The 23978-nt window shown below is 67.7% G+C and carries 20 protein-coding genes and 2 pseudogenes; 12 read left to right on the top strand and 10 right to left on the bottom strand.

Features of this window, described 5'->3' with window-relative positions:
- Positions 1-367: transposase family protein (locus ABT158_RS09750; protein ID WP_352352354.1), on the top strand; the 367-nt coding region annotated here is incomplete at its 5' end.
- 774 nt (positions 368-1141) lie between these two features.
- Here the strand turns inward: ABT158_RS09750 and ABT158_RS09755 are convergent.
- Positions 1142-1858 (bottom strand): GntR family transcriptional regulator, encoded by a 717-nt coding sequence (locus ABT158_RS09755; protein ID WP_352320788.1) that lies wholly within the window; start codon positions 1856-1858, stop codon positions 1142-1144.
- A 1103-nt stretch (positions 1859-2961) separates the two neighbouring features.
- On the opposite strand from ABT158_RS09755, the gene ABT158_RS09760 reads away from it, so the two are divergent.
- From ABT158_RS09760 to ABT158_RS09770, 3 genes are all read left to right on the top strand, one after another.
- The gene (locus ABT158_RS09760; RefSeq protein ID WP_352352355.1) at positions 2962-3408 is read left to right on the top strand and encodes a GNAT family N-acetyltransferase; all 447 of its coding nucleotides are present in this window, start codon (positions 2962-2964) and stop codon (positions 3406-3408) included.
- A gap of 249 nt (positions 3409-3657) precedes the next feature.
- Positions 3658-4575, top strand: a complete 918-nt coding sequence (dapA, locus tag ABT158_RS09765; protein ID WP_352352356.1) for a 4-hydroxy-tetrahydrodipicolinate synthase — start codon at positions 3658-3660, stop codon at positions 4573-4575.
- A 54-nt stretch (positions 4576-4629) separates the two neighbouring features.
- Positions 4630-6315, top strand: a complete 1686-nt coding sequence (locus ABT158_RS09770) for a ribonuclease J (RefSeq protein WP_352352357.1) — start codon at positions 4630-4632, stop codon at positions 6313-6315.
- A 100-nt stretch (positions 6316-6415) separates the two neighbouring features.
- Here the strand turns inward: ABT158_RS09770 and ABT158_RS09775 are convergent, their stop codons facing one another.
- The 3 genes and pseudogenes from ABT158_RS09775 to ABT158_RS09785 form a co-directional block, all read right to left on the bottom strand.
- On the bottom strand, positions 6416-7192 hold the full coding sequence (locus ABT158_RS09775) for an ABC transporter permease (RefSeq protein WP_352352358.1): 777 nt from the start codon (positions 7190-7192) through the stop codon (positions 6416-6418).
- Positions 7189-7941, bottom strand: a complete 753-nt coding sequence (locus ABT158_RS09780; protein ID WP_352352359.1) for a DUF2705 family protein — start codon at positions 7939-7941, stop codon at positions 7189-7191. The genes ABT158_RS09775 and ABT158_RS09780 overlap by 4 nt, the downstream gene beginning before the upstream one ends.
- 74 nt (positions 7942-8015) lie before the next feature.
- Positions 8016-8669: pseudogene (locus ABT158_RS09785) on the bottom strand (ABC transporter ATP-binding protein); the annotation flags it as partial.
- Positions 8670-8781: 112 nt separating this feature from the next.
- Here ABT158_RS09785 and ABT158_RS09790 point away from each other — a divergent pair.
- The 3 genes from ABT158_RS09790 (at position 8782) to ABT158_RS09800 (ending at position 11600) form a co-directional block, all read left to right on the top strand.
- Complete coding sequence (locus ABT158_RS09790) at positions 8782-10161, top strand: sensor histidine kinase (protein WP_352352361.1); 1380 nt, start codon at positions 8782-8784, stop codon at positions 10159-10161.
- Positions 10158-10799 carry a response regulator gene (locus tag ABT158_RS09795; protein ID WP_352352362.1) on the top strand — a complete coding sequence of 214 codons (642 nt, stop codon included), beginning with the start codon at positions 10158-10160 and terminating at the stop codon, positions 10797-10799. The genes ABT158_RS09790 and ABT158_RS09795 overlap by 4 nt, the downstream gene beginning before the upstream one ends.
- 141 nt (positions 10800-10940) lie before the next feature.
- The gene (locus tag ABT158_RS09800; protein ID WP_352352363.1) at positions 10941-11600 is read left to right on the top strand and encodes a hypothetical protein; all 660 of its coding nucleotides are present in this window, start codon (positions 10941-10943) and stop codon (positions 11598-11600) included.
- 654 nt (positions 11601-12254) lie between these two features.
- Here ABT158_RS09800 and ABT158_RS09805 read toward each other — a convergent pair.
- The gene (locus tag ABT158_RS09805) at positions 12255-12626 is read right to left on the bottom strand and encodes a transposase (RefSeq protein ID WP_352352364.1); all 372 of its coding nucleotides are present in this window, start codon (positions 12624-12626) and stop codon (positions 12255-12257) included.
- 721 nt (positions 12627-13347) lie between these two features.
- Here ABT158_RS09805 and ABT158_RS09810 point away from each other — a divergent pair.
- Positions 13348-13845 (top strand): DUF402 domain-containing protein, encoded by a 498-nt coding sequence (locus ABT158_RS09810; RefSeq protein ID WP_352352365.1) that lies wholly within the window; start codon positions 13348-13350, stop codon positions 13843-13845.
- Positions 13846-14144: 299 nt separating this feature from the next.
- Here ABT158_RS09810 and ABT158_RS09815 read toward each other — a convergent pair whose 3' ends face one another.
- Positions 14145-15401: an enolase C-terminal domain-like protein gene (locus ABT158_RS09815; RefSeq protein ID WP_352352366.1), complete on the bottom strand. Its 1257-nt coding sequence runs from the start codon at positions 15399-15401 to the stop codon at positions 14145-14147.
- Between the two features lie 107 nt (positions 15402-15508).
- On the opposite strand from ABT158_RS09815, the gene ABT158_RS09820 reads away from it, so the two are divergent.
- Positions 15509-16981, top strand: a complete 1473-nt coding sequence (locus ABT158_RS09820; protein ID WP_352352367.1) for an aldehyde dehydrogenase (NADP(+)) — start codon at positions 15509-15511, stop codon at positions 16979-16981.
- Positions 16982-17194: 213 nt separating this feature from the next.
- Here ABT158_RS09820 and ABT158_RS09825 read toward each other — a convergent pair.
- From ABT158_RS09825 to ABT158_RS09835, 3 genes and pseudogenes are all read right to left on the bottom strand, one after another.
- Positions 17195-17344 (bottom strand): annotated as a pseudogene (locus tag ABT158_RS09825) (dihydrodipicolinate synthase family protein); the annotation flags it as partial.
- A 52-nt stretch (positions 17345-17396) separates the two neighbouring features.
- A complete protein-coding gene (locus ABT158_RS09830; RefSeq protein ID WP_352352368.1) occupies positions 17397-18158 on the bottom strand; it encodes an IclR family transcriptional regulator in 762 nt (253 codons plus the stop codon).
- 7 nt (positions 18159-18165) lie between these two features.
- Positions 18166-18636: a hypothetical protein gene (locus ABT158_RS09835; protein WP_352352369.1), complete on the bottom strand. Its 471-nt coding sequence runs from the start codon at positions 18634-18636 to the stop codon at positions 18166-18168.
- Between ABT158_RS09835 and ABT158_RS09840 the strand changes: the two genes are divergently transcribed.
- Positions 18620-19582 (top strand): LacI family DNA-binding transcriptional regulator, encoded by a 963-nt coding sequence (locus ABT158_RS09840; RefSeq protein ID WP_352352370.1) that lies wholly within the window; start codon positions 18620-18622, stop codon positions 19580-19582. The two genes, ABT158_RS09835 and ABT158_RS09840, sit on opposite strands and share 17 nt — an antisense overlap.
- Complete coding sequence (locus ABT158_RS09845) at positions 19579-20514, top strand: aldose epimerase family protein (protein WP_352352371.1); 936 nt, start codon at positions 19579-19581, stop codon at positions 20512-20514. The genes ABT158_RS09840 and ABT158_RS09845 overlap by 4 nt, the downstream gene beginning before the upstream one ends.
- On the opposite strand, the gene ABT158_RS09850 is transcribed toward ABT158_RS09845, so the two are convergent.
- Complete coding sequence (locus ABT158_RS09850; protein WP_352352372.1) at positions 20504-22966, bottom strand: SpoIIE family protein phosphatase; 2463 nt, start codon at positions 22964-22966, stop codon at positions 20504-20506. The genes ABT158_RS09845 and ABT158_RS09850 overlap by 11 nt on opposite strands.
- Before the next feature lie 230 nt (positions 22967-23196).
- On the opposite strand from ABT158_RS09850, the gene ABT158_RS09855 reads away from it, so the two are divergent.
- Positions 23197-23904, top strand: a complete 708-nt coding sequence (locus ABT158_RS09855; RefSeq protein WP_352352373.1) for a GntR family transcriptional regulator — start codon at positions 23197-23199, stop codon at positions 23902-23904.
- The last annotated feature ends 74 nt before the right edge of the window (positions 23905-23978 follow it).

Here is a 23978-nt window from a genome sequence, read left to right on the forward strand (position 1 = left end):
GGACGGGACGATCCTGTGGACCTCCGGCGCGCTGCCGGGCAAGGCCCACGACCTGAGCGCCGCCCGCATCTGGGGCATCCTGCGTGCACTCGAGCGGGCCGGGATCATCACGCTGGCCGACAAGGCCTATCAAGGAGCCGGAGGCCTGGTCCGCACCCCGTACAAGGGCAAGAACAAGCCCGAGTCGCAGAAGCAGGCCAACCGCGCCCACGCCAGGCTGCGCGGCCCCGGCGAGCGCGCCAACGCCCAGCTGAAGAACTGGAAGATCCTCCGGAAGCTACGTTGCAGCCCGTCCAAGGCCGGCCACCTGTGCAAGGCCATCGCCGTCCTGCAAAATCACCGAGTCGCGCAGGCGGCGCGAGGATGAAAAACGTTCAGTGGCGAGCGCGAGCACGGGCGGTTTGCGCCACAAAACCTCTGGGGTCGGAATCGGCGCCATGGCCATGGCTTCGACCTCGACGTCAGTGCGCGTCTGATCGGCGTCGATCTTCAGAAACACATCCCCGGCACGCAGGGGCGCGCTCGTCATGCGCGACGACGACCTCGATCTGCTCCACGTCGGCCATTATCGCGAGAATGATCACCGACGTCGCCAGGCAATTCGCGTGCGGCTGCGCGGCTGATCGCATCCCACTGTCCCGAGGGCTGTGCAGGACACTGACCACTGACGCATCCAGCACTGAGGCGTTCCTCGCCCGCAGGCGCAAGCCGTCATCAACGACGGATGTCCCGACTTGATCTACGAACAGTGAGTCTGTGCGGTGGCGCGGACGCCCGTCGCCAATCTGACCACAAGCAGGCGAGAATCGTGATCCACAGCTCAGGCTGCAACGGCTCTTGATGTGGTCTGCTGCGAATCCTCCTGCCCAAGCTGTAGGTGACTTGCGGCCGGAAGAGGATTCGTTGTGAGGCGACCGAGTACCGGAACAGCGGAGCCTCATGACGCGTAGTCCCCATGTGGGGCTCCACGAGGGCGATGGGGCAGAACGAGTCCTACCGCGCCCTGTGGCCGATCAATAGGCGGATGGCGATCCGGCTTGTGGTCCTTCGGTTCCTCGAGGTGTCGCTTCCCAGGGGGTTTCGTGTGGGTGCGCGAGGCTCCAGGCGGCGAGGTGCGGCGCCACCCGGAGCCCTGAACCGGTCAGACGGGCATGCTGTACATCACTCTGAAGCGATCGCCCGGAATGACGATGTCGCTCGTTTCGACAGGACGTTCGCCGGCCCAGTGCGTACGTTCGACATGCAGAACGTGAACCCCTGCCGCCAGATCGAGGGCATCACTCTCGGCCGGTTGGGGCACCCGGGTGTGGATGCTCTCGACGACCTCGGTGATCTTTATGCCGTGCGCGTACATTCTCGCGACCAAGCTACGGCGTTCCTCCTCAGTGTGGGCGACGAACGCCATCGGCTCGTAGGCGGTGACGAGTTGGATCGGCTTGCCGTCGCCACGAAAGACGTAGTGCGTTCTGGTCAAAGTGGAATGTTCGTCGATGCGTAGACGTCTGGCGATGTCGGGGCTGGCGTCGGCCGGTTCGCTGTGCCAATCCCACGTCACGCGCCTGCCTTGGGACTGCAGGTCGGACGCGAACGGCGCGGGGTGGTCCAGGAAGCGCCATCGATGCAAGGGGGTCAAATTTGGGCGGTCCCTGACGTAATGGCCTGAACCGACACGGCCGATGATGAGACCCTCGCCCGCGAGGACGCGTAGAGCGTGACGGGCAGCGGTCTCACCGACCTGATACTTACGGGTCAGTTGCGCCCGTGAGGGAATGGGCGCGCCTGGGGGGAGGGTGCCGTCGAGGATCTGCCGCCGGATGTCTTCGACGACACGCAGGTAGACCGGATCTGAGGTGGCCACTAGTCCATCCCTGGGGGTTCGTGTGAGGCGTTGCCCCATGTTGCCGTATTCGACAGGTAACCGACCGTCATCGATGACTGCTGGAGCCCCAACTTTGCGATGGCGAAAAATTATCGGAGAAACCCTGTAACGCTGATGTAAGGGACACCGATTCTCCGGTAGAGGTCGTCGATGTGTGTACCCCCGAGCACATATCGGCGGCCTCTTCCAGTGCGCGCCCTCAGATGCAGTCGTCGAGGCATGCTTGCGCAGCTCATTCCGTACGTCGAGCTCCGCTTCCTGTCTTTTCACGGCATGTCCCAACCAGTTGGCCGGATGGACGGTTGGGACACGCGACAGCGGAACGCTGAAAGTAGAACCTGCCGCATGGGAACGGGAACGGCATCCAGTTGCCCTGTCCCTGCTCGCAACCGTGTGATGGCCACAGCCGCGCGTGTCCACAAACGCGGAGAGTGACGGTCGGAACGGGCGCATGTGATCGGCCCCGGCAGGAGTCCCCGCTGCGGTACTCAGCGGCCGAGAGAGCAGTCGAGGACAGCGCCCTCCGCAGGGGCCGTCGGTACCCGCAGGGCCATTGGTACCCGCAGGGCCATTGGTACCCGCAGGGCCATTGGTACCCGCAGGGCCATTGGTACCCGCAGGGCCATCGGTACCTGCAGGGCCGTCGGCGTCGGCCGCCGGCACCCGCGGGGCCATCATCAACACCCGCAAGGGGCATCAGCCCCGCAAGGTCAGCAACACTTACAAGGTCATCTGCATCACTCCAGGGCCATCAGTGCCTGTAGAGCCGTCAGTACCGGTAGGCGCTGTCAGTTGGCGGGATTTTCCCCCGCAGCTCAGTGCTCTCGCCGAGGGGTTGCGGAGAGGCGCAGCGTCGGAGTGCCACTCTATTGATGCTGGCGACGGCGGCGGGAGTTTCGTGCCGCGTGCCTCCTGCGAGGTGGCCGGCATCGGGAAGAGTGGTCGTCTGGTATCCCAAAGAAGTGGCCGTGTTGTAGAGAGCCACCTTCTCCCTAGGTTGTGAGCTCCGCCTTCGTCTTAGTTGTCGGCCCGGTCCATCCCGTGGGCTCGGCTGTCTGAGGCCGTGCCTGTAAGGAGACCATGTGATCAGCATCGGCAAGCTCATGCCGTCCGACCGGGATGCGTGGGAGAGCTTGTTCCGGGCCTACATCGACTTCTACCAGCGAGTCGAACCCGACGAGATGTATGGACGGGCTTGGCAGGAGTTCCAGGCAGACACTCGGATGCACGCCCTCGGCGCGCGCCTGGACGGGCGGCTCGTCGGCATCACCCACTTCCTGGTGCATGCCAGCACCTCGGCCCCTGACTCCGACGTCTGCTATCTCCAGGATCTGTTCACCGCTCCCGATGTCCGGGGCAAGGGAGTGGGACGCAAACTGATCGAGGCTGTCGCGGACTGGGCTCGGGATGGCGGCTGCTCCCGTGTCTACTGGAACACCCACGAATCGAACAGCACGGCGCGCCGCCTCTATGACAAGGTGGCCGAGAACAGAGGTTTCATCAGGTACCAGATCGAACTGTCCCGGTAGGGGACGCCGCGTGGTGGCTGATCTTCCCTCGTCGGTCCCGTCCAGGGAAAGGTAGGCGTGGGCGGAGATGATGAGGACTCGGCTGCCGGCGAGGTGATCGCAAGCGAAGTAGATCGGGTTACCCCATGCGGTCATCCTTGTCACCTTGCTCCTCCGAATGCCTGCGAATGAGGGCAAATGGCTCCGTCGGGCAGGCAAAGCGGGGTGGCGACGTCCAACGTTTTTCCGAATCCAGGTAGCGTTCGCACTATGGCATCGCCAACTGGAACCGCCGAAGCGCCCTTCGGTCGCATGCTGACCGCGATGGTCACGCCGTTCACCTCTGACGGCGACGTCGACTACGAAGGCGTACGACGCCTGGCCACCTACCTGGTGGACGAGCAGCGCAACGACGGCCTGATCGTCAATGGGACGACAGGCGAGTCGCCCACCACCTCGGACGATGAGAAGCGACGGATCGTCAGCGCCGTCCTGGAGGCCGTTGGCGACCGCGCCGCCGTAGTGGCGGGAGTGGGGACGAATGACACACGCCACACCGTCAAGCTCGCGAAGCAGGCGGCGGAGGTGGGCGCCCACGGACTGCTGGTGGTGACTCCCTACTACAGCAAGCCCCCGCAGGAGGGGCTCTATCAGCACTTCACCCTGGTGGCCGACGCCACCGAGCTCCCAGTGATGCTCTACGACATTCCTGGGCGCAGCGGCGTGCCGATCAAGACCGAGACCTTGATCCGTCTGGCGCAGCACGACCGCATCGTGGCCGTGAAGGACGCAAAGGGCGACCTGTTCGCCGCCAGTCAGGTCATGACGGCGACCGATCTCGTCTTCTACTCCGGCGACGACCTGCTCAACCTCGCCTGGCTGTCCCTCGGCGCCGCAGGGTTCGTCAGCGTCGTCGGGCATGTCGTTGGCTCTGAACTGGCTCGCATGATCGAGTTGCACAAGAGCGGTGACGTCAAGCAAGCGCTGGAGGTACACGGCCAGGTGGCCCCTGTTGTAGACGGGATCATGCTGAAGGCCGGTGGCGCGATCATGGCAAAGGCGGCGCTGAGCTTGGTGGGTGTGCCGGTGGGACCGGTACGTCTGCCGCTCGTGGCCGCAACAGAGAAGCAAATCGCCGAGCTGCGTGCTTGCCTGGTGGCCGGCGGGGTGAAGTTGACAGACGCATAGGAACGGGGAGGAACCGGGAGTTTTGAGAACACGATTTGACCATGGGGGCCGGGCATGAGCCATCCGCATCCTGAGCTTGGCCCCCCGCCGGAGCTGCCTTACGGTGGCCTGCGCATCGTCGCGCTCGGCGGGTTGGGGGAGATCGGCCGGAACATGGCCGTCTTCGAATACGACGGCCGGCTGCTGATCGTCGACTGCGGGGTGTTGTTCCCCGAGCCCGATCAGCCGGGCGTCGATCTGATCCTGCCCGACTTCGAATACATCAGGGACAGGCTCGACGACATCGAAGCCGTCGTGCTGACCCACGCCCACGAGGACCACATCGGGGCGGTGCCTTACCTTCTGCGCGAGCGGCGCAACATTCCGCTCATCGGATCCAAGCTCACCTTGGCCCTGATCGAGGCCAAGCTGACGGAACACCGGATCCAGCCGACCAAGGTCGAGGTCGTCGAGGGCGAACGGCACACCTTCGGGCCCTTCGACTGCGAGTTCCTCGCGGTGAACCACTCGATCCCCGACGCGCTGGCCGTGGCGATCAGGACGCCCGCCGGCATCGTCCTGCACACCGGCGACTTCCGCATGGACCAGTTGCCGAGCGACGGCCGGCTCACCGACCTCGGCGGCTTCGCCAGGCTCGGCACCGAGGGCGTCGACCTGCTGATGTCGGACTCCACCAACGCTGAGGTGCCGGGCTTCGTCACCAGCGAGCGGGAGATCGGGCCGGTCATCGACGAGGTGATCCGCACCTCCGAGCAGCGCGTGATCGTGGCGAGCTTCGCCTCGCACGTGCACCGCATCCAGCAGGTGATGGATGCCGCGGCCAGGCACGGCCGCAAGGTCGCCCTCGTGGGCCGATCGATGGTCCGGAACATGGGGGTGGCTCGTGATCTGGGCTACCTCAAGGTGCCGCCGGAGTTGATCGTCGACTCGCGCGACATCGAGCAGTGGCCGCCGGAGGATGTGGTGCTCGTCTGCACCGGGTCCCAGGGCGAACCCATGGCGGCGCTGTCGCGGATGGCCAATCGCGATCATCCGATCCGCATCGCCGAGGGTGACACCGTGTTGCTGGCATCGTCGCTGGTGCCGGGGAACGAGACCGCGGTCAACAAGGTGATCAACGGGCTCACCAGGTGGGGCGCTCGTGTCGTGCACAAGGGCAACGCGAAGGTGCACGTCTCCGGCCACGCGGCCGCAGGCGAGCTGCTCTATGTCCTCAACCTGACTCGCCCCTCGAACTTCATGCCGGTTCACGGCGAATGGCGGCACCTGCGGGCGCACGCCAAGCTTGCCGCGCTCACCGGTGTTCCCGACGACCACATCGTGATCGCCGAGGACGGCGTCGTGGTGGACCTGGTCGACGGCAGAGCGAAGATCGTGGGAGCGGTTCACGCCGGGTACGTCTATGTCGACGGCACCTCGGTGGGCGAGATTACCGACACCTCGCTGAAGGACCGCAGGATTCTCGGCGACGAGGGGTTCATCTCGGTGGTCGTCGTGGTCGACTCCGCCACCGGCAAGCTCACCGCCGGCCCCGAGATCCACGCCCGAGGCTCCGGTATTGATCCGGCGCAGTTCGAGGAGTTCATTCCGCAGATCGAAAGAGCTCTTCAGGACAAGGCCGCGGATGGCGTGGTCGACATGCAGGAGATCCGCCGGGTCGTGCGCCGCACGGTCGGCCGTTGGGTCAGCGACACTTACCGCCGCCGACCCATGATCATTCCCGTCGTGCTCGAAGTCTGAGCCACTGAGCGGTACGGCAGGCACCTGAGCCTGCCGTACCCGCAGTTGCGGAACGAGACGGCAGAGGATGCATCGCAACAAGGTCCATGGAGCGGGCATTTCAAGCGTCCCTCCTGCGTATGAGCCAGATGGCGGCCAGCAGGGGAAGAATCGCGTACAACACCAGCACGGTGGCGGCCGCAGGTGGAGGCAGAAGTGACCCGTACACCGACGTGGTGATGATGTCGCCGGTGATCTCGCGGGGAAGCGCACCGATCATGATCGAGCCCAGCCGTTCACTCCAAGGCTCCGGGATGTTGCCCACGATCATCGGAATGACATAGATCAGCCCCACCAACAAGGTGATCGCACCGGTGGCGGAACGCAGAAGCGCGCCCAATCCCAAGCCAAGCAGCGCGAACACGACCACCGTGGAACTGGTGACGAGCAGGAACGGAAGCTTGACCGCGAACGAGGTCATATATGCGCCGGAGAATCGGTCGCCAAGCACCCAACGCGAGACGAAATACGTCCCGAACACCGCCATCGGACCAATGACCAAGCTCAATACGCCGACCACAGCGGCCTTCGCAGCGAGAAGCGGCCATCTACGGGGGACGACCGTCAGACTCGTCCTGATCAAGCCGGTGGCGTATTCAGATGTGACGGCCAATGTGCCCAGGACGCCCATGCAAAGCTGCGGGACGATCACCAGAACCTCCTCCAGATCCGCTATCCGGGCAGTCGGACGCTGCTCCACGGGGGCGTCGTCGTACATGCCGGCTGCCATGGAGGCCAAGGCAAGGCCCAGAAGGATCGTGCCGAGACTGATGCCGACGATGAGATAGGAAGATCGGACCGAACGGACCTTCAGCCACTCTGAGGCCAGAACACTCATACGTCCCTCCGCGTGAGCGAGATGAAACCGGCAGCGAGCGTGATTACCGGGTAAGCCAGGAGGACCAGCAGCGCGGCCCAAGGCGGAAGAAAGCCGTCGCCAAGCCGGGACGACAGACGATCGCCGACCACTTGGGGAACCAGGTTCGGCAGCAGCAGTGATGCGGCACGCGTGTTCCACGGCGCAGGTAGGTACACGACAACACCGGGCAGGACGAACAGCAAGGCCACGACCGAGATGACCGCGCCAGCCGTCGACCGCGTGGCCATGCCCAGGCCGAGCCCCACCAGAGCCAGCGCAGTCACTGAGATCCCCGTGGCCAAGAGCACCGGCACGTCGTCGGCCAGCGAAGTCTCATTGAAGCCCAGCCGATGGTCGTGGGCGATCAGACGGCTCGCCGAATAGGTGACCAGAAGGATGACGTGAGCCGCTGTCAGCGTGGCCAGGCCGACGACGACGGCCTTGGCCAGAAATAAGGTGCTGCGACGCGGAACGACGGTAAGACTGGCGCGAATCATCCCTGTCGCGTATTCGGACGTGACCGCCAGCACGCCGAGCACGGTGAGGCTTATCTGAAGGAGGGGCAGGAATCTTTGTTCCGGCGCGGCTGCCTGCAGCGTCCCTCGATCTTCGGCGAGGTCGCTGACGTAGAGCGTCCAGACCACGCCGAGCACCGCCATGAGAGCCGCCGCACCCATTGCGTACCAGGTGGAGGTCACTGACCGGAGCTTCAGCCATTCGGCCAGCATGGCCGCCCTCATCTTGCTGCTCCGAACTGGACGCTGGTCGCCGTCAGAGCCATGTAGGCGTCCTCCAGGGAGGGATAGCGCGCGGTCAGCTCGTTGACCGTGGAGTGCGCGACCAATCGCCCCCGGCCCAGGATCACGATGCGTTCAGCGGTCAACGCCATCTCGCTCATCAGGTGACTGGAGAGCAGGACGGTCCTGCCCTCGGCGGCCAGTGACCGCATCAGGTCGCGGATCCAGCGCACCCCGTCGGGATCGAGGCCGTTGACGGGCTCGTCGAACAGCAGCACACCAGGATCGCCGAGCAGCGCAGCGGCGATGCCGAGTCGCTGCTTCATACCGAGGGAGAAGCCGGCCACGCGTTTTCGTGCCACACTCGCCAATCCGACCTGTTCAAGTACCTCGGCCACGCGTGTGGCACCGATGCCGTTGGTGGCGGCCAGGCAGAGCAGATGGTTGTAGGCGCTGCGCCCGCCATGGACCGCACTCGCGTCGAGCAGCGCCCCCACCTCGAACATGGGCGTGCGCAAGGAGGAATATCGTCGGCCGCCGATCAGAGCCTGACCGGAGGTCGGCGTGTCCAGGCCGAGAATCAGGCGCAGCGTGGTGGACTTGCCGGCACCGTTGGGGCCGAGGAAACCCGTCACATGGCCCGGCTCGACCTTGAAAGACAGATCATCCACGGCGAGCATGTCGTCGTAGCGCTTGGTGAGGTGCTGAAGTTCGATCACGCTGAAGAAGATGCGGCATGCCGGGCCGGCGGCGCATCAGACCACGGTTCGAACTTCAAGGTCAGACCCTGGGCTGACGTGCTCAGCTCGGCGAGAGGCTACCGTTCAACGCGTGAACGAGAACCATCCCTTCTTCGCCAGGCGTTGGAGCCGCGGTCAGCTGATCGTGCTCGATCTGGCAGCAGGGCTGGGGTTCGCCTTCGTGTTCGTCACAGCGGCGGTCACCGCGCCTGGGATACCGCCGGGGTTGAAGATCGCCCTCCCGTGCGGGCTGGGCCTGCCCTTGGCGGTGCGAAGGCTGTGGCCTGTGCCCGTCTTCTGTTTCACGCTGGCGCTTGCCGTCTTCGCAGTTGCAGTTGACGTGGTGGGGTACGCCTGCATCGCACCGGCTTATGCGATCTATATTGTGGCGATGTCCGACAGGTTCGGGGCCGCGCTGCCGTCCTCGGCCATCGGTGTGGTCAGCGTGATCAGTGTGTTCGGACTGGTGGTCGCAGGTGGCGCGCCTCGCGGGGGCACGCCTGCTTGGCTGGTGCACATCGATCAACCGCTGGTCGGCATCGCGGCGCTCGGCGGAGCCTGGACCATAGGGCGGGCCGTCCGGGAACGCAGGTTGTACGCCGCTCGTGAGGCCGAGCGAATGGCCGAGCATGCGGTAACACAGGAACGGTTACGCATCGCGCGGGAACTGCACGACGTCGTGACTCACAGCGTGGGGTTGATCGCGGTCAAGGCGGGCGTGGCCAATCACGTGCTGGCGACCAGGCCGGAAGAAGCACACGACGCTTTGCGTGTGATCGAGACCGCCAGCCGGAGCGCTCTGGTGGAGATGCGCCATCTTCTAGGCATGCTCCGTTCGACCCAACTGCCAGATCTTGTTCCCGTTCCTGGTATCGCGGGCCTGGAGGGTTTGGTGGAGCAGGCCAGGCAAGCTGGGGTCGAGATCGAGCTTGATCTACGGATCGGTGGAGATGAGGCCGGCCAGGAGAGTCCAGGTCTGCGGAGTCAGGCTGGAAGCACGCCACGGGGGCGGCCAAGAACGGGGCCTGGCGAAGTAGGTGGGCCTCTTGACGAGGAACAGGCCATGCCGTGGGACGGTGACCGTGCGCTGGATGAAGGCTTGTTCGGAGGAGTCGTCGCGGCGAATGGAGTAGGGGAACGACGAGGAGGGGGTGCGGCGCAGGCTAGACGGTTGCCCGATGGCGTGGAGTTGGCCGTGTATCGCATTGTGCAGGAGGCGCTCACGAACGTGGTCAAGCATGCCTCACCGACTCGCTGTCAGGTCTCTGTCGTGACAGACGGGGGCGAGGTGCGGATCGAGGTGATTGACGAGGGCACAGGAAGGCGGGTGTCGCCCGGGGACGGCTCCGGCCACGGGCTGATCGGGATGCGGGAGCGGGTCATGATGTACGGCGGAGTCTTTGAGGCGGCAAGTCTGCCTCGACGGGGGTTTCGTGTCTTCGCGCGTCTGCCGTATCAGGAGGTCTCGTGATCAAAGTGGTCGTTGCTGACGACCAAGCTCTGCTCAGAGGGAGCTTCACGATGCTGGTCGACTCCGAGCCTGACATGACAGTGGTGGGCGAGGCGTCAACCGGTGCTGAAGCAGTGGCAGTCGTCTTGGAGCATCGACCCGATGTGGTGCTGATGGATGTTCGCATGCCGCATATGGATGGCATCGAGGCGACTCGACGTATCGGGGATATCTCGCGGGTTCTCGTGGTGACGATGTTCGACCTGGATGCGTATGTCTACGATGCGCTTCGGGCCGGTGCGAGTGGATTCCTACTTAAGGACACGCCGCCTGCGGACCTGCTGGCTGCTGTTCGGGTGGTTGCGAGCGGCGATGCATTGCTGGCGCCGACGGTGACGCGACGCTTGATCGAGGAGTTCACGAAGACCCCTGTGGCGCAGCGGCCACAGGGGTTGGACAGGGTGACGGAGCGAGAGAGGGAAGTGCTGCTGTTGATCGCTCGCGGCCTGTCCAATGGGGAGATCGCTGATCATCTGCAGTTGAGCCTGGCCACCGTCAAGACACATATCGGCCGCTTGCTCGCGAAGTTGGATGCTCGTGACAGAGCGCAGTTGGTCATCGCGGCGTACGAGAGTGGGTTGGTTTCTGCGAGGCGGTGATGCAAGGGGACCTGTGATCGCTCGGTGCTCAGTGCTTTTCTGGTCGTAAGAGATCTTCACAAGGGGTGGATTCTGTAAGGCTGAGGGCCAGACTGGGGAAGTCGATTTGTGCGTCTTGGACGATCGTGCGCCACCGGTCGTATGGAGGTTGGACCCGAGGCCGCCGTTGACGTCCTTGCGAAGGCGAAAAACACATTCAATCGGCTACTTGCGGCGATCACCATGCGGTGCGGTCAGGTGATCGGCAAACGGCATCTGCGGTGGGGCCAGGCGCTGGAGGCAGGATGGTCGGTCGCGCCTGGGGTGGTAGCGGGTGCGCGCCGTCACATGATCGCCGACGGGCTCGGCCTGGCCGGGGCGCGGTGGGGCCTTGCGGGGGCCGAGGCGGTGTTGATGATTCGCACGCTGGTCGCCAGCGGGCATCTGGAGGTGTGCTGGAGATTCATATCGCCCGGCAGTGCGAGCCTGTCCATCGGGGCGGCTATCGGGACGGATATGCCCTACGGCTTGATCGCTTCAGTCGCCGAAACGAGCAACACCTTGTCCGGTTCAGCCCTGGGAAGTGCGGCGCCGTACGATCGCGTCGCTGATCTGCCGTGCCGCTTTCAGTTCGGGCGCCACCCAGCGCAGGCCGACGTCTTCCGCGCCCCTCGGCTCGACGATGACCTGCGGCAGCGGCTCCTCGTCACTGGGGCGATTCGCGTCAACCGAGTCAGGGGCAGCGGGTTCGACCAGGAGGTGCGTTCGTCGATTTGTGTGGGCATCTTGACCAGCGCCGAGGGGAACAGTGTTTCGGCTTAGATCCGGGGGCAGCCGGCGGGTTTCCGCTGGAGCCGCGTGAGGTTGGTGTTGAGGCGTTTAACGCATACCCAGTTTCGGAGAGGTGCGGCTGGAGTTGTTGGCCGTTAGCTTGATGGGGCAGCACGCAGGGGCCGGCGCAAGCGGCAGGGGAGCGTACTGAGGATGGACATGCTGAGGCGCGTTACGGGCTAGGTTTGGCCGTGATGAAGGCGGTTGTCCCTTCGGGGAGGGGACTTGAAGCCCGCCCGCTGTCCGCTCGACTGCTGGGGGCAGGGCTTGCACGGCTGGTGGGTCTTCGGTGTGGATATCGACGGTGGTTCGTGTGGCATTGTCCGAACCGAAGGGGCGGCCCGCGCGGGCACAGGTGTAGGGGTTGGTGCTCGCGCGGGCCGGCGTGGAGGAACTGGTAGGTGCCCGCGCGGGCAAAATGGAGGGGGATTCTAAGTGCCCGCGCGGGTGTCAATGGGATCCGGTGTCGGATCGATCTGTCCTGCTTGAACAGGTGGGTGTGGAACTGTTCGCTGTTTCGGCTTGCTCAGGGTGAAGATTACTAGCCGGTGGCCTAGTTGTGGGAGTGAATTCTTATCTTGGTGCTGGTGGAATGGCGGAGGGGGACGGTTCGGGGCGAGCAGGGCTAAGTACTTCTTTTGCGTCTTAGGTGGAATTGTTGCAACTTTGAGGGGGTCGTCTAGTGGGATTTGAGTCTTTTTGAGGGCTCTGGGTGGTGTGGGTTGGAGGGAGGATGGTGCTCTGGGGAGGGGTGGGGTCTTCTTCGGCTTGTGCTTCCGCCAGGACTCGTGCCCATGTTCCGTTCTCGGTCCAGCGTTTGTAGCGTTCGTAGCAGGTTTGCCAGGGGCCGTAGCATTTTGGGATTTCTCGCCAGGTCGATCCGGTCTCAAAACGCCAAAGGATTCCGTTCACTACTTGCCGGTGACCACGCCAGGGGCGGCCAGGGCCTGCGCCGGACGGGAGTAGGGGGGCGATCCGGTCCCATGCTTTATCGGTCAAGTCGCTACGTGTTGCCACGGCTCACTGTTCAAGCGGGATCGGAGGGGAGTGGTAAGGGGCTCCTTGGGGCGTTCTTTGACTGGAAGTGTGTGAGTGGGGGCGGGAACGGTGAAAATGCCTGGGTGTTTGGGCGATAGGTGGCAGCTTATCGAGGCTGGTGTTGTTGTAGGTCTGATGGATTGATAATGCCACTTTGTGGTATCTGGCGTGCGGTTGTAGAAGTTCCTCGTGGCTTGCTTGGGGTGAGGGCGGGTAAAGGGGGAGTGCGCCGGCTGAGGGGGATGCGGTTCTGGTGATGCATAACGGGCTTTATCCTGATGAGGGCTTGACTGCTCAAACTGAGGGTGACTTTCCGGCGGGGTAGAGCGTGCTGGCCTTGGTGTAGCGCGAGGGGCTGGAGCTGGACCGGATGGGAGCACAGGGCGCTCGTCACTGTGGTTCGCGCCTCGGAAGTCTGAATGCGATCGGTGTGGGATTAGAGGTATGGGCGAGCCGTATTTCTGCTTCCGGTGCAAGCCCTCAGGGGTCTTGGGGAGTCGGGGGTAGCCGCTGGTGGATGGCTCGTCTTCCGTGGGTTGGTAAGGGCAGGGTTCATCGACTGCATGGTGGGGTCTGGAGCTGAGTCTGTGGCGAGGGCGTGGTCTCAGGGCCTGGGAGGAGAGGGCGGGGCTGGGGAGGGGACGAGAGAGGTGGCCTCTCGGTTCTCGTGGTGGAGGTGGACGAAAAGTAGATTTGTTCTATGAGTGATGTACGGGTGGTGTTTCGGAAGTACGGCGGGGCGTTGCACTGGAACCATCCGGGCACGGTGCTCGGAGACGATCAATACGGGGTTTGGGTGGCCGTGCCCGGCGGGACGGTTGCGCGCAAGGGGGATGGGCCGGCCATCACCTGGGACAAGCACGCGATCATGCTGTTCCCGCGGGATGCCTGGTGGACGGCATCGTTCAATGCGGCACCCCATCGCACTGAGGTCTATGTGGATGTCACCACGGTTCCCGAGTGGCGGGATGACGAGGTCACCATGCTGGATCTCGATCTCGACGTGATCAGGAAGCGGGATGGGCGGCTCATTCTCGACGATGAGGACGAGTTCGCTGAGCATCAGGTGGTGCTGGGGTATCCGCCGGAGTTGATCGCCGGGGCGGAGGCGAGCGCGCGGTGGCTGATGGACGCGGTCGGGGCTCGTAGAGGGCCGTTCGGGGGAGCGCATGTGAAGTGGCTTGCGATGATGGAATGAGTGCCGCCGGTCCGGATGATGGGTGCAGTGGGCGGCGGGCTCGGGCTTGCGCCGGCGGCTGACACGGCAGGGTGTGTCGGGGTGTCGGGTGAGACGGTTGACGCTGGTCAGGTGGGTGACTTTGGGGGCCGGACGATGATGGCGGCGGGTGGCTGAGGAGCACCTGGTCTGTGATGTGAGGTTTGCGCCCCGGTTGAGGTGCGGCGGGTTGCTGTGTCAGGGCTCGACGCCCGGCTCGGCCAGGCGGGCGGGGGTGGTCGGGTTGCCGACGACGTCCCAGGGGGAGACGTAGGCGGCGTTCACCAGCGGGGGACCTTAGCGGAAAAGGAAGGGTCGATGCGCCGCATGTAGGCCGTGTCGTCGCGGGCGCGGGGGCCGCAGGTCTCGTACTGCTCGTGCATGACCGCCAGCGCGTCGCGGTCCAGTTCGACGCCCAGGCCCGGGCCGGTGGGCACCGGTACGGCGCCGTCGACGAAGCGCAGGCTGCCGGGGAGCACCACGTCCTGGCCGTCCTGCCAGGGGGTGTGGGTGTCGCAGGCGAAGGTCAGGTTCGGGGTGGCGGCGGCCAGGTGGGTCATCGCGGCCAGGCTGATGCCGAGGTGGGAGTTGGAGTGCATCGACAGGTCCAGGCCGAAGGTGCCGCAGAGGGTGGCGATGTGCGCGGATCGTACGAGGCCGCCCCAGTAGTGGTGGTCCAGCAGGAGCACGCCGATCGCGCCAGCGGCGATGGCGGGCGGCAGGTGTGCGGGGGTGACGACGCACATGTTGGTGGCGAGCGGCATCGGGACGGCTCTGGCCACCTCGGCCATGCCCGCGATGCCCGGCGTGGGGTCCTCCAGGTACTGCAGGGCGCCGTCGAGTTCGCGGCCGACGCGGATGGAGGTCTCGACGGTCCAGGCGGCGTTGGGGTCCAGGCGGAGGGGGACGCCGGGGAACGCCTCGTGCAGGGCGCGGATGCCGGCGATCTCCTGGTCGGGCGGCAGGACGCCGCCCTTCAGCTTGATCGAGGAGAAGCCGTGCTCCTTGATCAGGAGGGCGGCCTGCGCCACCAGGGCCGCCTCGTCGAGGGCCGGGCCGAAGCGGTCGGGGGCCGCGCCGGGGTGGCCCGCCCACTTGTAGAAGAGGTACGCGCTGTAGGGGACGGCGTCGCGGACGCGCCCGCCGAGCAGGTCCACGACGGGGACGCCGGCCGCTTTGCCGCGGATGTCCAGGCAGGCCACCTCGAAGGGGGAGAAGACCCGGTCGACGCTCTTCTCCTTGGTGGCGACGCCGGTCAGTCCGTGCAGGTCGGTGACGACGTCGCCGACGGTGGCCGCGACGCGGGCGTACATCTCGTTGGTGGCGTGGACGTCGAGCCCGAGCAGGACCTGCGCGCACTCGCGGACCTTGGTGAGGTGGCCGAGGTCGCCGTAGGTCTCGCCAAGCCCTGAGATGCCCTCGTCCGTGACGATCTCGACGATGGTCCGCAGGGCCCACGGCTCGTGCACGCCGGCGGCGTTGAGGAGGGGCGGATCCCGGAAGGCGACGGGGGTCACGTGGATCTGCCGGATAATCATTGAAGAACCGCCGTCCATATATGTGAACAGTAGCCAGATTTGTGGACAGGTTGCCGCAACTGTAAGAATCGGGCCGAGAAAGTGTCAAGACTCCGAAGGGCCACTCGATGATCTACGGATACGACCCCAGGACCGGTGAGACCGTGGGCAACGGCCTGCCCGAGACCGACGGCGCCGGGGTCGACTTGATCGTCTCCGCGGCGACGGCGGCCGGCGCCGCGTGGCGCGCGACCCCGGCGGACGAGCGGGCGGCGGCGCTGGAGGCCGTCGCCGACGCGCTCACCGCGCACGTGGACGAACTGTGGCAACTCGCCGACCGGGAGACCGCGCTCGGAGAGGTGCGGCTGCGAGGCGAGGTGGCTCGTACCGCCGGCCAGTTCCGGCTCTTCGCCCAGGTCGTCAGGGACGGCGGCTACCTGGAGGCCGTCATCGACCACGCGGACCCGGCGCTCACCCCGCCGCGGCCGGACGTGCGGCGGATGAACCATCCGCTGCCCGGGGTCGTCGCGGTGTTCGCGGCCAGCAACTTCCCGTTCGCGTTCTCGGTGGCCGGTGGCGACACCGCCTCGGCGCTGGCCGCGGGGTGTGCCGTGGTGGTCAAGGCGCATCCGGGGCATCCGCACACGTCCGATCGGGTGGCGAAGATCGTACGGAACGCCCTGCCTTATCCGGACCTGCTCGGGCTGGTGCAGGGGATGCAGGCGGGCGCCGACCTGGTACGACACCCGCGGGCGGTCGCGGCCGGGTTCACCGGGTCGGTGGCGGGCGGCAAGGCGATCCAGAAGCTGATCGACGAGCGGGAGACGCCCATCCCCTTCTACGGCGAGCTGGGCAGCGTCAACCCCGTGGTGGTGCTTCCGTCGGCGCCGGCGCAGGGGGTGGCGAGCGGGTTCGCGGCGTCGCTGACGCTCGGGGTCGGGCAGTTCTGCACGAATCCGGGGCTGGTGTTCGTGCCCGAGGACGACGAGTTGCGCAAGGCGCTGGTCGCGGCGGTGGAGGGCACGAGCGGCGGCCCCATGCTGGCCGAGCGGATCAGGGACGGGTATCTGGGCGGGCTCGGCCGGCTCGGCGAGCTGACCCTGCTGGCGGAGGGGAAGCCGGGGGAGGGGGCCTGGGCGGTGGCGCCCAAGGTGTTCACGACCGATCTGGCGTCGTTCGGCGAGCGGCTGCCGGGGATCGCGGAGGAGTGCTTCGGGCCGGCGGCTGTTGTAGTGACTTATCGGGAAGTTTCGGAGCTGAGGAGGGTGCTGGAGCGGCTGGAGGGATCGCTCACGGCGACCGTCCATGGTGATGATCCGGACGAGGCCGAGGAGATCGTCGAGGTGCTCGGCCGGAAGGCGGGGCGGCTGATCTGGAACGGATGGCCGACCGGGGTGGCGGTCTGCTGGGCGATGCACCACGGTGGGCCGTGGCCTGCGTCGACGTCGGCGTACACGTCGGTGGGGGCGACGGCGATCGGGCGGTGGGTGACGCCGGTCGCGTACCAGGACTGGCCGGAGGCGCTGCTCCCGGACGAGCTCAAGGACGCCAACCCCCTCGGGATCCCGCGCCGGGTGGACGGCCGCCCGCGGACGGCGTGACAGGCCGCCAACGGCCTTGGGAAGCGGGCCCAGCCGCCCGGACGGTGAGGATGATGTGCTGGAGCAGGTCGAGGTCGCCCAGCCCGTCCTGAAGCTGAACACGTTCGGCAGGGCGGCGAGCTCGGCCACGGCGGCGGGGGAGAAGCGCGCGTTCCCCCGCGTCGCCGAACACGGGCACGCGCCCGCCCGCGCCGCCGCCGACGTGGCTATGACCTTGGCTTGGTCGGCGAGGTCGAGGGCGTTGTACTCACCGGTGCCGCAGGCGGCGAACACCCCTCCCGCCTCGACTGCGACCCCGGCGGAGACGTGCTCGGCCAGCACCGGCTCCGAGACGGCGCCGTCGCCGTCGAAGGGGGTCACCACGGAAAGAAGAGAACACCATCCAGCCGCACCGGCAGTCCTTCCAACGAGGGGGCTAGCGGATGCCCTCCCTGCGCAGAGTGGCAGCCAGCTTGCGGGTGTGCTTGATCACCGCTTCGGTGACGCGCTCGATCTCGGCGGGCGGCAGCGCGGCCGGCATCGAGCAGCTGATGGCGTCGGTGGCCGGGATGCGGTAGTCGACCGCCACGGCCACGCAGGCCACGCCGGGGGTGCCCTGCTCGCGTTCGAGGGCCCAGCCGCGGGTGCGAACCAGGTCGAGCTCGCCGGTCAGCTTGGTCAGGTCGGTGATGGTGTGCTCGGTCAGTGCCCGCAGCGGGTCGGGCAGCAGGGTCGCGACCTCGTCGTCGGTGAGCTGGGCGAGCAGCACCTGGCCGAGCGCGGTGACGTGGGCGGGCAGCCGCCGGCCCACCCTGGGGATCACGTGGCCGGCCTCGCGTGACTCGCGGGTGGCCAGGTAGAGGACGTGGGCCTCGTCCCTGCGGGCGAAGTGCACGGTCTGGCCGATCTCGTCGCGCAGGTCCTCCAGGGTCTCCTGGGCGAAGTGCAGGGCCGGGTCCTTGTCGAGGTAGGCGGTGCCGGTCAGCAGGGCGTGCGGCCCGATCCCGAACGCCGACCTGGTCGTGTCGGTCTCGACCCAGTTGAGCTCGACGAGGGTGCGCATGAGGGCGTGGAGACTGCTGCGCGGGAAGCCGGTGCGCCGCTGGAGCTCCGACAGCGTCATGGGGACGGCGGACTCCGCCAGGGTCTCCAGGATGCGTACGGTCCGCTCGGCGGACTTGACCAGCTGTGGCTCCATACTCGTCCTATCTCGGCGGCTTCAGGGTGTCAGGATATGGGACCCCGTCCAGATACATGGACATCAATCCTTGACGATCGACGGCAGAGGAGAGCGGAGCGAGCGCGGGGCGATGGGCAGGGTCCGGGTGCTGGAGTCCGTCGAGACGATCAGCGGCAGCAGGTACGGGTCCCAGATCACGATGAAGCCGAAGACATCGAGGCACGGTGATCGTCGCGATGACGCGCAGCTCGCCCACGCCGTCGATGCGGGCGGCCTCCTCCGGCTCGACCGGAACCTCCTTCATGACCGCGACCGAGAAACCCGGGCGCCGACGGGCAGGATCATCCCGGGCGTACGCGCCGATCGGGTTGACATGCAGGACGGGCAGGTCGGCGAGGCAAACGGTTGCAGAAACCTTGACGCCGGGACCGCCGAAGGTCAAGGCTTGGCTCTGGCAACCGTTTGCAAGGAGGACGGCCATGACGGTGACGATCAAAGACGTCGCCCGCGCCTGCGGCGTGCACGTGTCGACCGTCTCGCGCACGTTCTCGGCGCCGCACCTGGTCAATCCTGCCACGCGGAACCGGGTGCTGGCCGCCGCCGACGACCTCGGCTACCGGCCCAACAGGGCGGCCAGGGCGCTGACGACCGGCCGCACGTTCAACATCGGCCTCATCGTCGCCGACATCGCCAACCCCTTCTTCCCACCGCTGATCAAGGCCGCGCAGGCGCAGGCGCGGGGGCGCGACTACCACGTCTTCGTGGCCGACACCGACGAGGATCCGCGGGTCGAGGAGGAGCTGATCCGCACGCTCGCCAAGCAGGTGGACGGCGTGCTGCTGTGCAGCCCCCGGCTGTCCAACCGGATGATCGAACGCCTGGCGGAGGACGTGCCGTTCGTGCTGGTCAACCGGCGGATCAAGGGCATGCCCGCGGTGCTGATGGACGTCGGCAAGGGCGCCAGGCTCGCGCTGGAGCACCTGGCCGGGCTCGGCCACCGCAGGATCGCCCTGCTGTCCGGCCCGCCCGGCTCGTGGACCAGCAACGAGATGCAGGCCGCCGCGGCCGAGATGCCGGGCCTCGACCTGCTCTTCTTCGGCCCCAACCAGCCCACCGAGTCCGGCGGCCTGGCGGTGGCGCCGGAGGTGGCCGCCTGCGGGGCGACCGGCGTGCTGGCCTACAACGACCTCGTCGCGCTGGGCCTCATCGAAGGGCTCACCGCGATGGACGTCGAGGTGCCGGGCCGGATCAGCGTCATCGGGTTCGACGACATCCTGCCGGGGCGGCTCGGCCGGCCCAAGCTCACCACGGTGGCGATGCCCGCCGCGGTGGCCGGGCGGATGGCGGTCGACCTGCTGCTGCAGTCAGAGGGCGAGGGCGCGGTGATCAACCTGGACACCGGCCTCATCGTCCGCGAGTCCACGGGAAGGGCCCAATCATGATCTTCGGAACGCTGCCGTCGGGGGAGACCGTCGAGCGCGTGGAGCTGTCGTCCGGACGGCTGCGCGCCGAGGTGCTGACCTACGGCGCCGTCCTGCGCTCGCTGGAGGTCTCCGGCCTCGACGTCGTGCTCGGCCTGGACACGCTGGAGGACTACCGCACCCGCAGCCGCTACTTCGGCGCCGTGGTCGGCCGCTACGGCAACCGCATCGCCGGCGGCCGTTTCACCCTCGACGGCCGCGAGCACCGCCTGCCCGTCAACAACGGCCCCAACAGCCTGCACGGCGGCACCGAGGGCTTCGACGGCAGGGTCTGGACGGTCACCGCCCGCACCCCCGCCTCCGTCACCCTCGAACTGACCAGCCCCGACGGCGACCAGGGCTACCCCGGCACGCTCACCGCGTCGGTCACCTACACCCTGGAGGACGACGCCCTCCGCCTCGACTACGCCGCCGAGACCGACGCGCCGACCGTGCTCAACCTCACCAACCACTCCTACTTCAACCTGACCGGCGGCGGCGACGTGCTCGGCCACGTGGTCAGGCTGGACGCCGCCCACTACCTCCCCGTGGACGACGGCAAGATCCCCACCGGTGAGCTCGCGCCGGTCAAGGGCACCCCCTTCGACTTCACCGAGCCGCACGCGGTGGGCGAGCGGATGGGCGGCGCCTACGACCACTGCTACGTGCTCGACGGCGACATCGAGGTCAGCGCGGGCGGCCTGACCATGCGGGTGACCACCACCGAGCCGGGCGTGCAGTTCTACACGGGCGGCATGCTCGACGGGGTGGCCACGCCGTACGGGCCCTTCGCCGGGTTGTGCCTGGAGACCCAGCACTTCCCCGACTCGCCGAACCAGCCGCACTTCCCCTCGACCGTGCTGCGGCCCGGCGAGCGCCACACCTCCTCGACCGCCTACCGCTTCACGGCCTGACCCCGCGCAGCTCCGTCGCGGCCTTGATGACCAGCAGCGCCACGTCGTCCTGCGACGGCTCCTGGGCGAACGTCTCGACCGCGTGCCGCACGCGTTCGGCCACCGCGTGGGCGCTCAGTCCGCGGCAGGTGGACAGCAACGCCGACAGGCCGTCGTCGTCGTCGAGCAGCCGGTCGCCGTCGCGCCGCTCGGTCACGCCGTCGGTGACGCACAGCAGCACCTCCTCCGGCGCCAGCTCGAACGTCTCGACGTAGAACCTGGCGCCGGCCTCGACGCCGAGCAGCAGTTGCGGCGCGGCCACCGTGTCGACCGCGCCGTCGGCGCGCAGCAGCAGCGGCGGCGGGTGCCCGGCGGACGCGATCGTGCACAGCGCGCCGCCCTGGGGCAGCGGGATCAGCTCGCCGCACAGCAGGCTCAGGAACCGGCCGTCGTCGCCCTCCTCCAGCAGGGCCTGGTTGAGCCGGTCGAGGATGTCGGCCACCGTGTAGTGCTCCTTGGCCAGCAGCCGGACGGCGTGCCGGGCCAGGCCGGTCACCGCGGCCGCCTCGGGGCCGCTGCCGCACACGTCGCCGAGGGCGAAGCACCAGTGGTCGGAGACGGTGAACAGGTCGTAGAAGTCGCCGCCCACGTCGGCGCCCTCCTCGGCCGGCTCGTAGACGACCGCCGACTCCAGGCCCGGCATGGGGGCCACGCGCATGGGCAGCAGGCTGCGCTGCAACACCCGGGAGGTGGTCGCCTGGCGGGCGTACAGCATGGCGGTGTGCAGGTTGAGCGCGACCAGCCGGCACAGATCGGCCAGCAGGTCGGCCAGCTCCAGCGGCAGGGTCGGCTCGGCGCGGCCGATCACCAGCGCGCCGTGCGACCTGCCCTGCGTGAGCAGCGGGAACGACAGCACCGTCTCGGGGCCGACCGGCCAGCTCACCTCGTCGAGCGCGGTGCGCGGGATCGCCGGCAGCGACCTGCGCAGGTTGGCGTTGTAGCGCTCCTCGCTGTGCCAGACGTGGGCGAGCCTGGTCATGCCCGCCAGATCGGTCAGGTAGACCGCCGCCCACGTCGCGATCTTGGGCACGACGAGCTGCGCGGTCAGCGCGGCGATCAGCTCCTCGTCGTGCACCCCGGCCAGCAGCTCGCCCGCCTCGGCCAGGAAGGACAGCCGGCCCCGGTGGGCGCGCTCGCGCTCGGCCAGCCGCTCGCGCTGCACCGGCACGGCCACCTGGTCGGCGATGTGCTGCAGGCTGACCGTGAGCTCCTGGTCGAAGCGGCCCGGCTGGGCCGCGGTCACCACGATGTAGCCGGTCACCTCGCCGCCCACGCTCATCGGCGCGCACGCCAGCGACCTGGCCCGCAGCTGCTGGGCCAGCTCGACGTCGCCGGCCAGCAGGTCGTCGATCATCGACGGCGTCCTGCCGTCGGGGCCGAACACGCCCGCGGCCAGCACGCCGACCAGCCCCGCCGTCGCGCCCGCGCCCGCCGCCACGCCGAACCGGTCGCCGCCCTCGGCGGCCAGCAGCACGTACGCCGCGTCGCCGCCGCTGCTGGTCTGGACGATCCGCGCGATGGTGTCCAGCAGCTCCGCGAACGGCATGTCCCGGTCGAGCAGGTCCTTGATCCGCCGCCCGGCCTCCCGGCGCAGCGGCGCGGCCGGCGGCGTCAGCACGTAGCGGTGGTCGCCGGCCACCATCATCCAGATCGACCGCCGGTCCTGCGGCCCGCCGCGGCTGCGCACGTGGGAGACGTAGACGGGGATCAGCCGGCCGTCGAGGTGGCGCATGCGCGCCTCGCCCCGCCAGCGGCCCAGGGACAGGGTGCCGGCCAGGGACATCGCGTACGGGCCGTGGCCGCGCCAGGCCACCAGGTCGGCCAGCGGCCTGCCGACGGCCTGCTCGGACGTCCAGCCCAGCAGGTGCTCGGCCTCGGAGTTCCACGACTGCACGGTCCCGTCGCCGTCGGCGAGCAGCACCCCGACGTGCAGCCCCTCGATGGGCGCGGCCACGGTGGCGGGCGCCAGGCCCGGCGTGCCGACCATGACCTCCTGGTGGTCGGGCCCGTCGGTCAGCTCCATGCGGACCCACACCCGTTTGGCGGTCCTGGTGTAGGTGACGCCCCAGGCGTCGGCCAGCATGGCGGCCAGCGCCAGCCCGCGCCCGGACGTGCGCGCGGGGTCGGTGGACAGGGCCTCGGGGGTCGGGACCGTCCTGCCGGGCCGGTGGTCGTCGACCTCGATCTCCAGCCTGGCCGGGCTCGCCGCGACGTCGAGGCGGCAGGTCAGCTCGATGCCGGTGCCCGCGTGCAGCACGGCGTTGGTGACGAGCTCGCTGGTCAGCAGCACCGCGTCCTCCGTCAGGTGGTTGAGGCGCCACTCGCCGAGCACCTGGCGGATGAAGCGGCGCGCGTGCGCCGGGGCGTGCGGAGTGCCGTCGAAGGCTGTGCTCGACACTCTGGTCGTGTCCACTGTGCGTCCTAGAACATCACTCGTTGTGGCAGTTCGGTCACAGTCAGAGTGTCAGATGGGTGCCGTTGATACCTCCGGTTGTGAAGAAGGTGCTCCCGGCTGACGCACGTCCCGCAGCAGGCCGACCAACGGCGCCGTGCATGTCGGACGCCGGGAAGCAGGGAGGGTCTGTGGAAAGGCTGCCCGCATGTGGCCGGGGGATGAACCCTGCGGCACCTTAAGGTGTTCACGTGCCACGACAAGCCCGCTACCGGGAGATCGCCCAAGTCCTCGGCAGGTCCATCGAGTCGGGCGAGCTGGCGCCGGGCGAGCGCCTGCCGACCGAGGACGCGCTGGCCGAGCGCTACGGCGTCCACCGGCTGACCGCCCGCCAGGCGATGGTGGAGCTGCGCAAGGCGGGCCTGGTCGAGACCCGGCAGGGGCTCGGGAGCTTCGTCAGGCGGGCGCCGCGCCGGATCGAGGTCTCCGTCGACCCCGAGACGCGCCGGCACCGCCCTTCCGACATCGCGGGCATGGCGGGCGTGTTCGCCGGCGGCGAGCGGGTCGTGGAGCGCGCGGAGGCGGCGCATCCGGTGGCGGCCGGTCACCTGCGGCTGCCCGGCGGCGTCGTGCACGAGATCACCACCCTGCTCCGCAACGCCGAGCGGCCCTGCGTGCTCAGCCGCTACCGCCTGGCCCCCGAGCTGGCCGGGCTGCGCCTCGACGCCAGGGCGGGCGTGCTCGCCGCGCTGGAGGCCGCCGGGCACGCCTACCGCTACGCCTGGCACGCCATCTCGGCCGAGCCCGCCGACCTGCACGACCAGAGCATGCTGGAGATGCAGGCGGGCGAGGCGGTGCTGGTGCGGGAGGGGCTGCTCACGCACGACGGGCAGCCCCTGTGTCATGTCGAGCGGCGCTGCCGCGGCGACATGATCTCGTTCGTCACCCGATATGACTGAGCAGGACCTCGGTGTCCAGCTCGTGGACCGGCGGCGCGGCCGACAACGGCACGAGCCGCACGTCCGTCCCCGCG

The organism is Nonomuraea sp. NPDC001636 (genome assembly GCF_040298265.1).
GTDB lineage: Bacteria > Actinomycetota > Actinomycetes > Streptosporangiales > Streptosporangiaceae > Nonomuraea.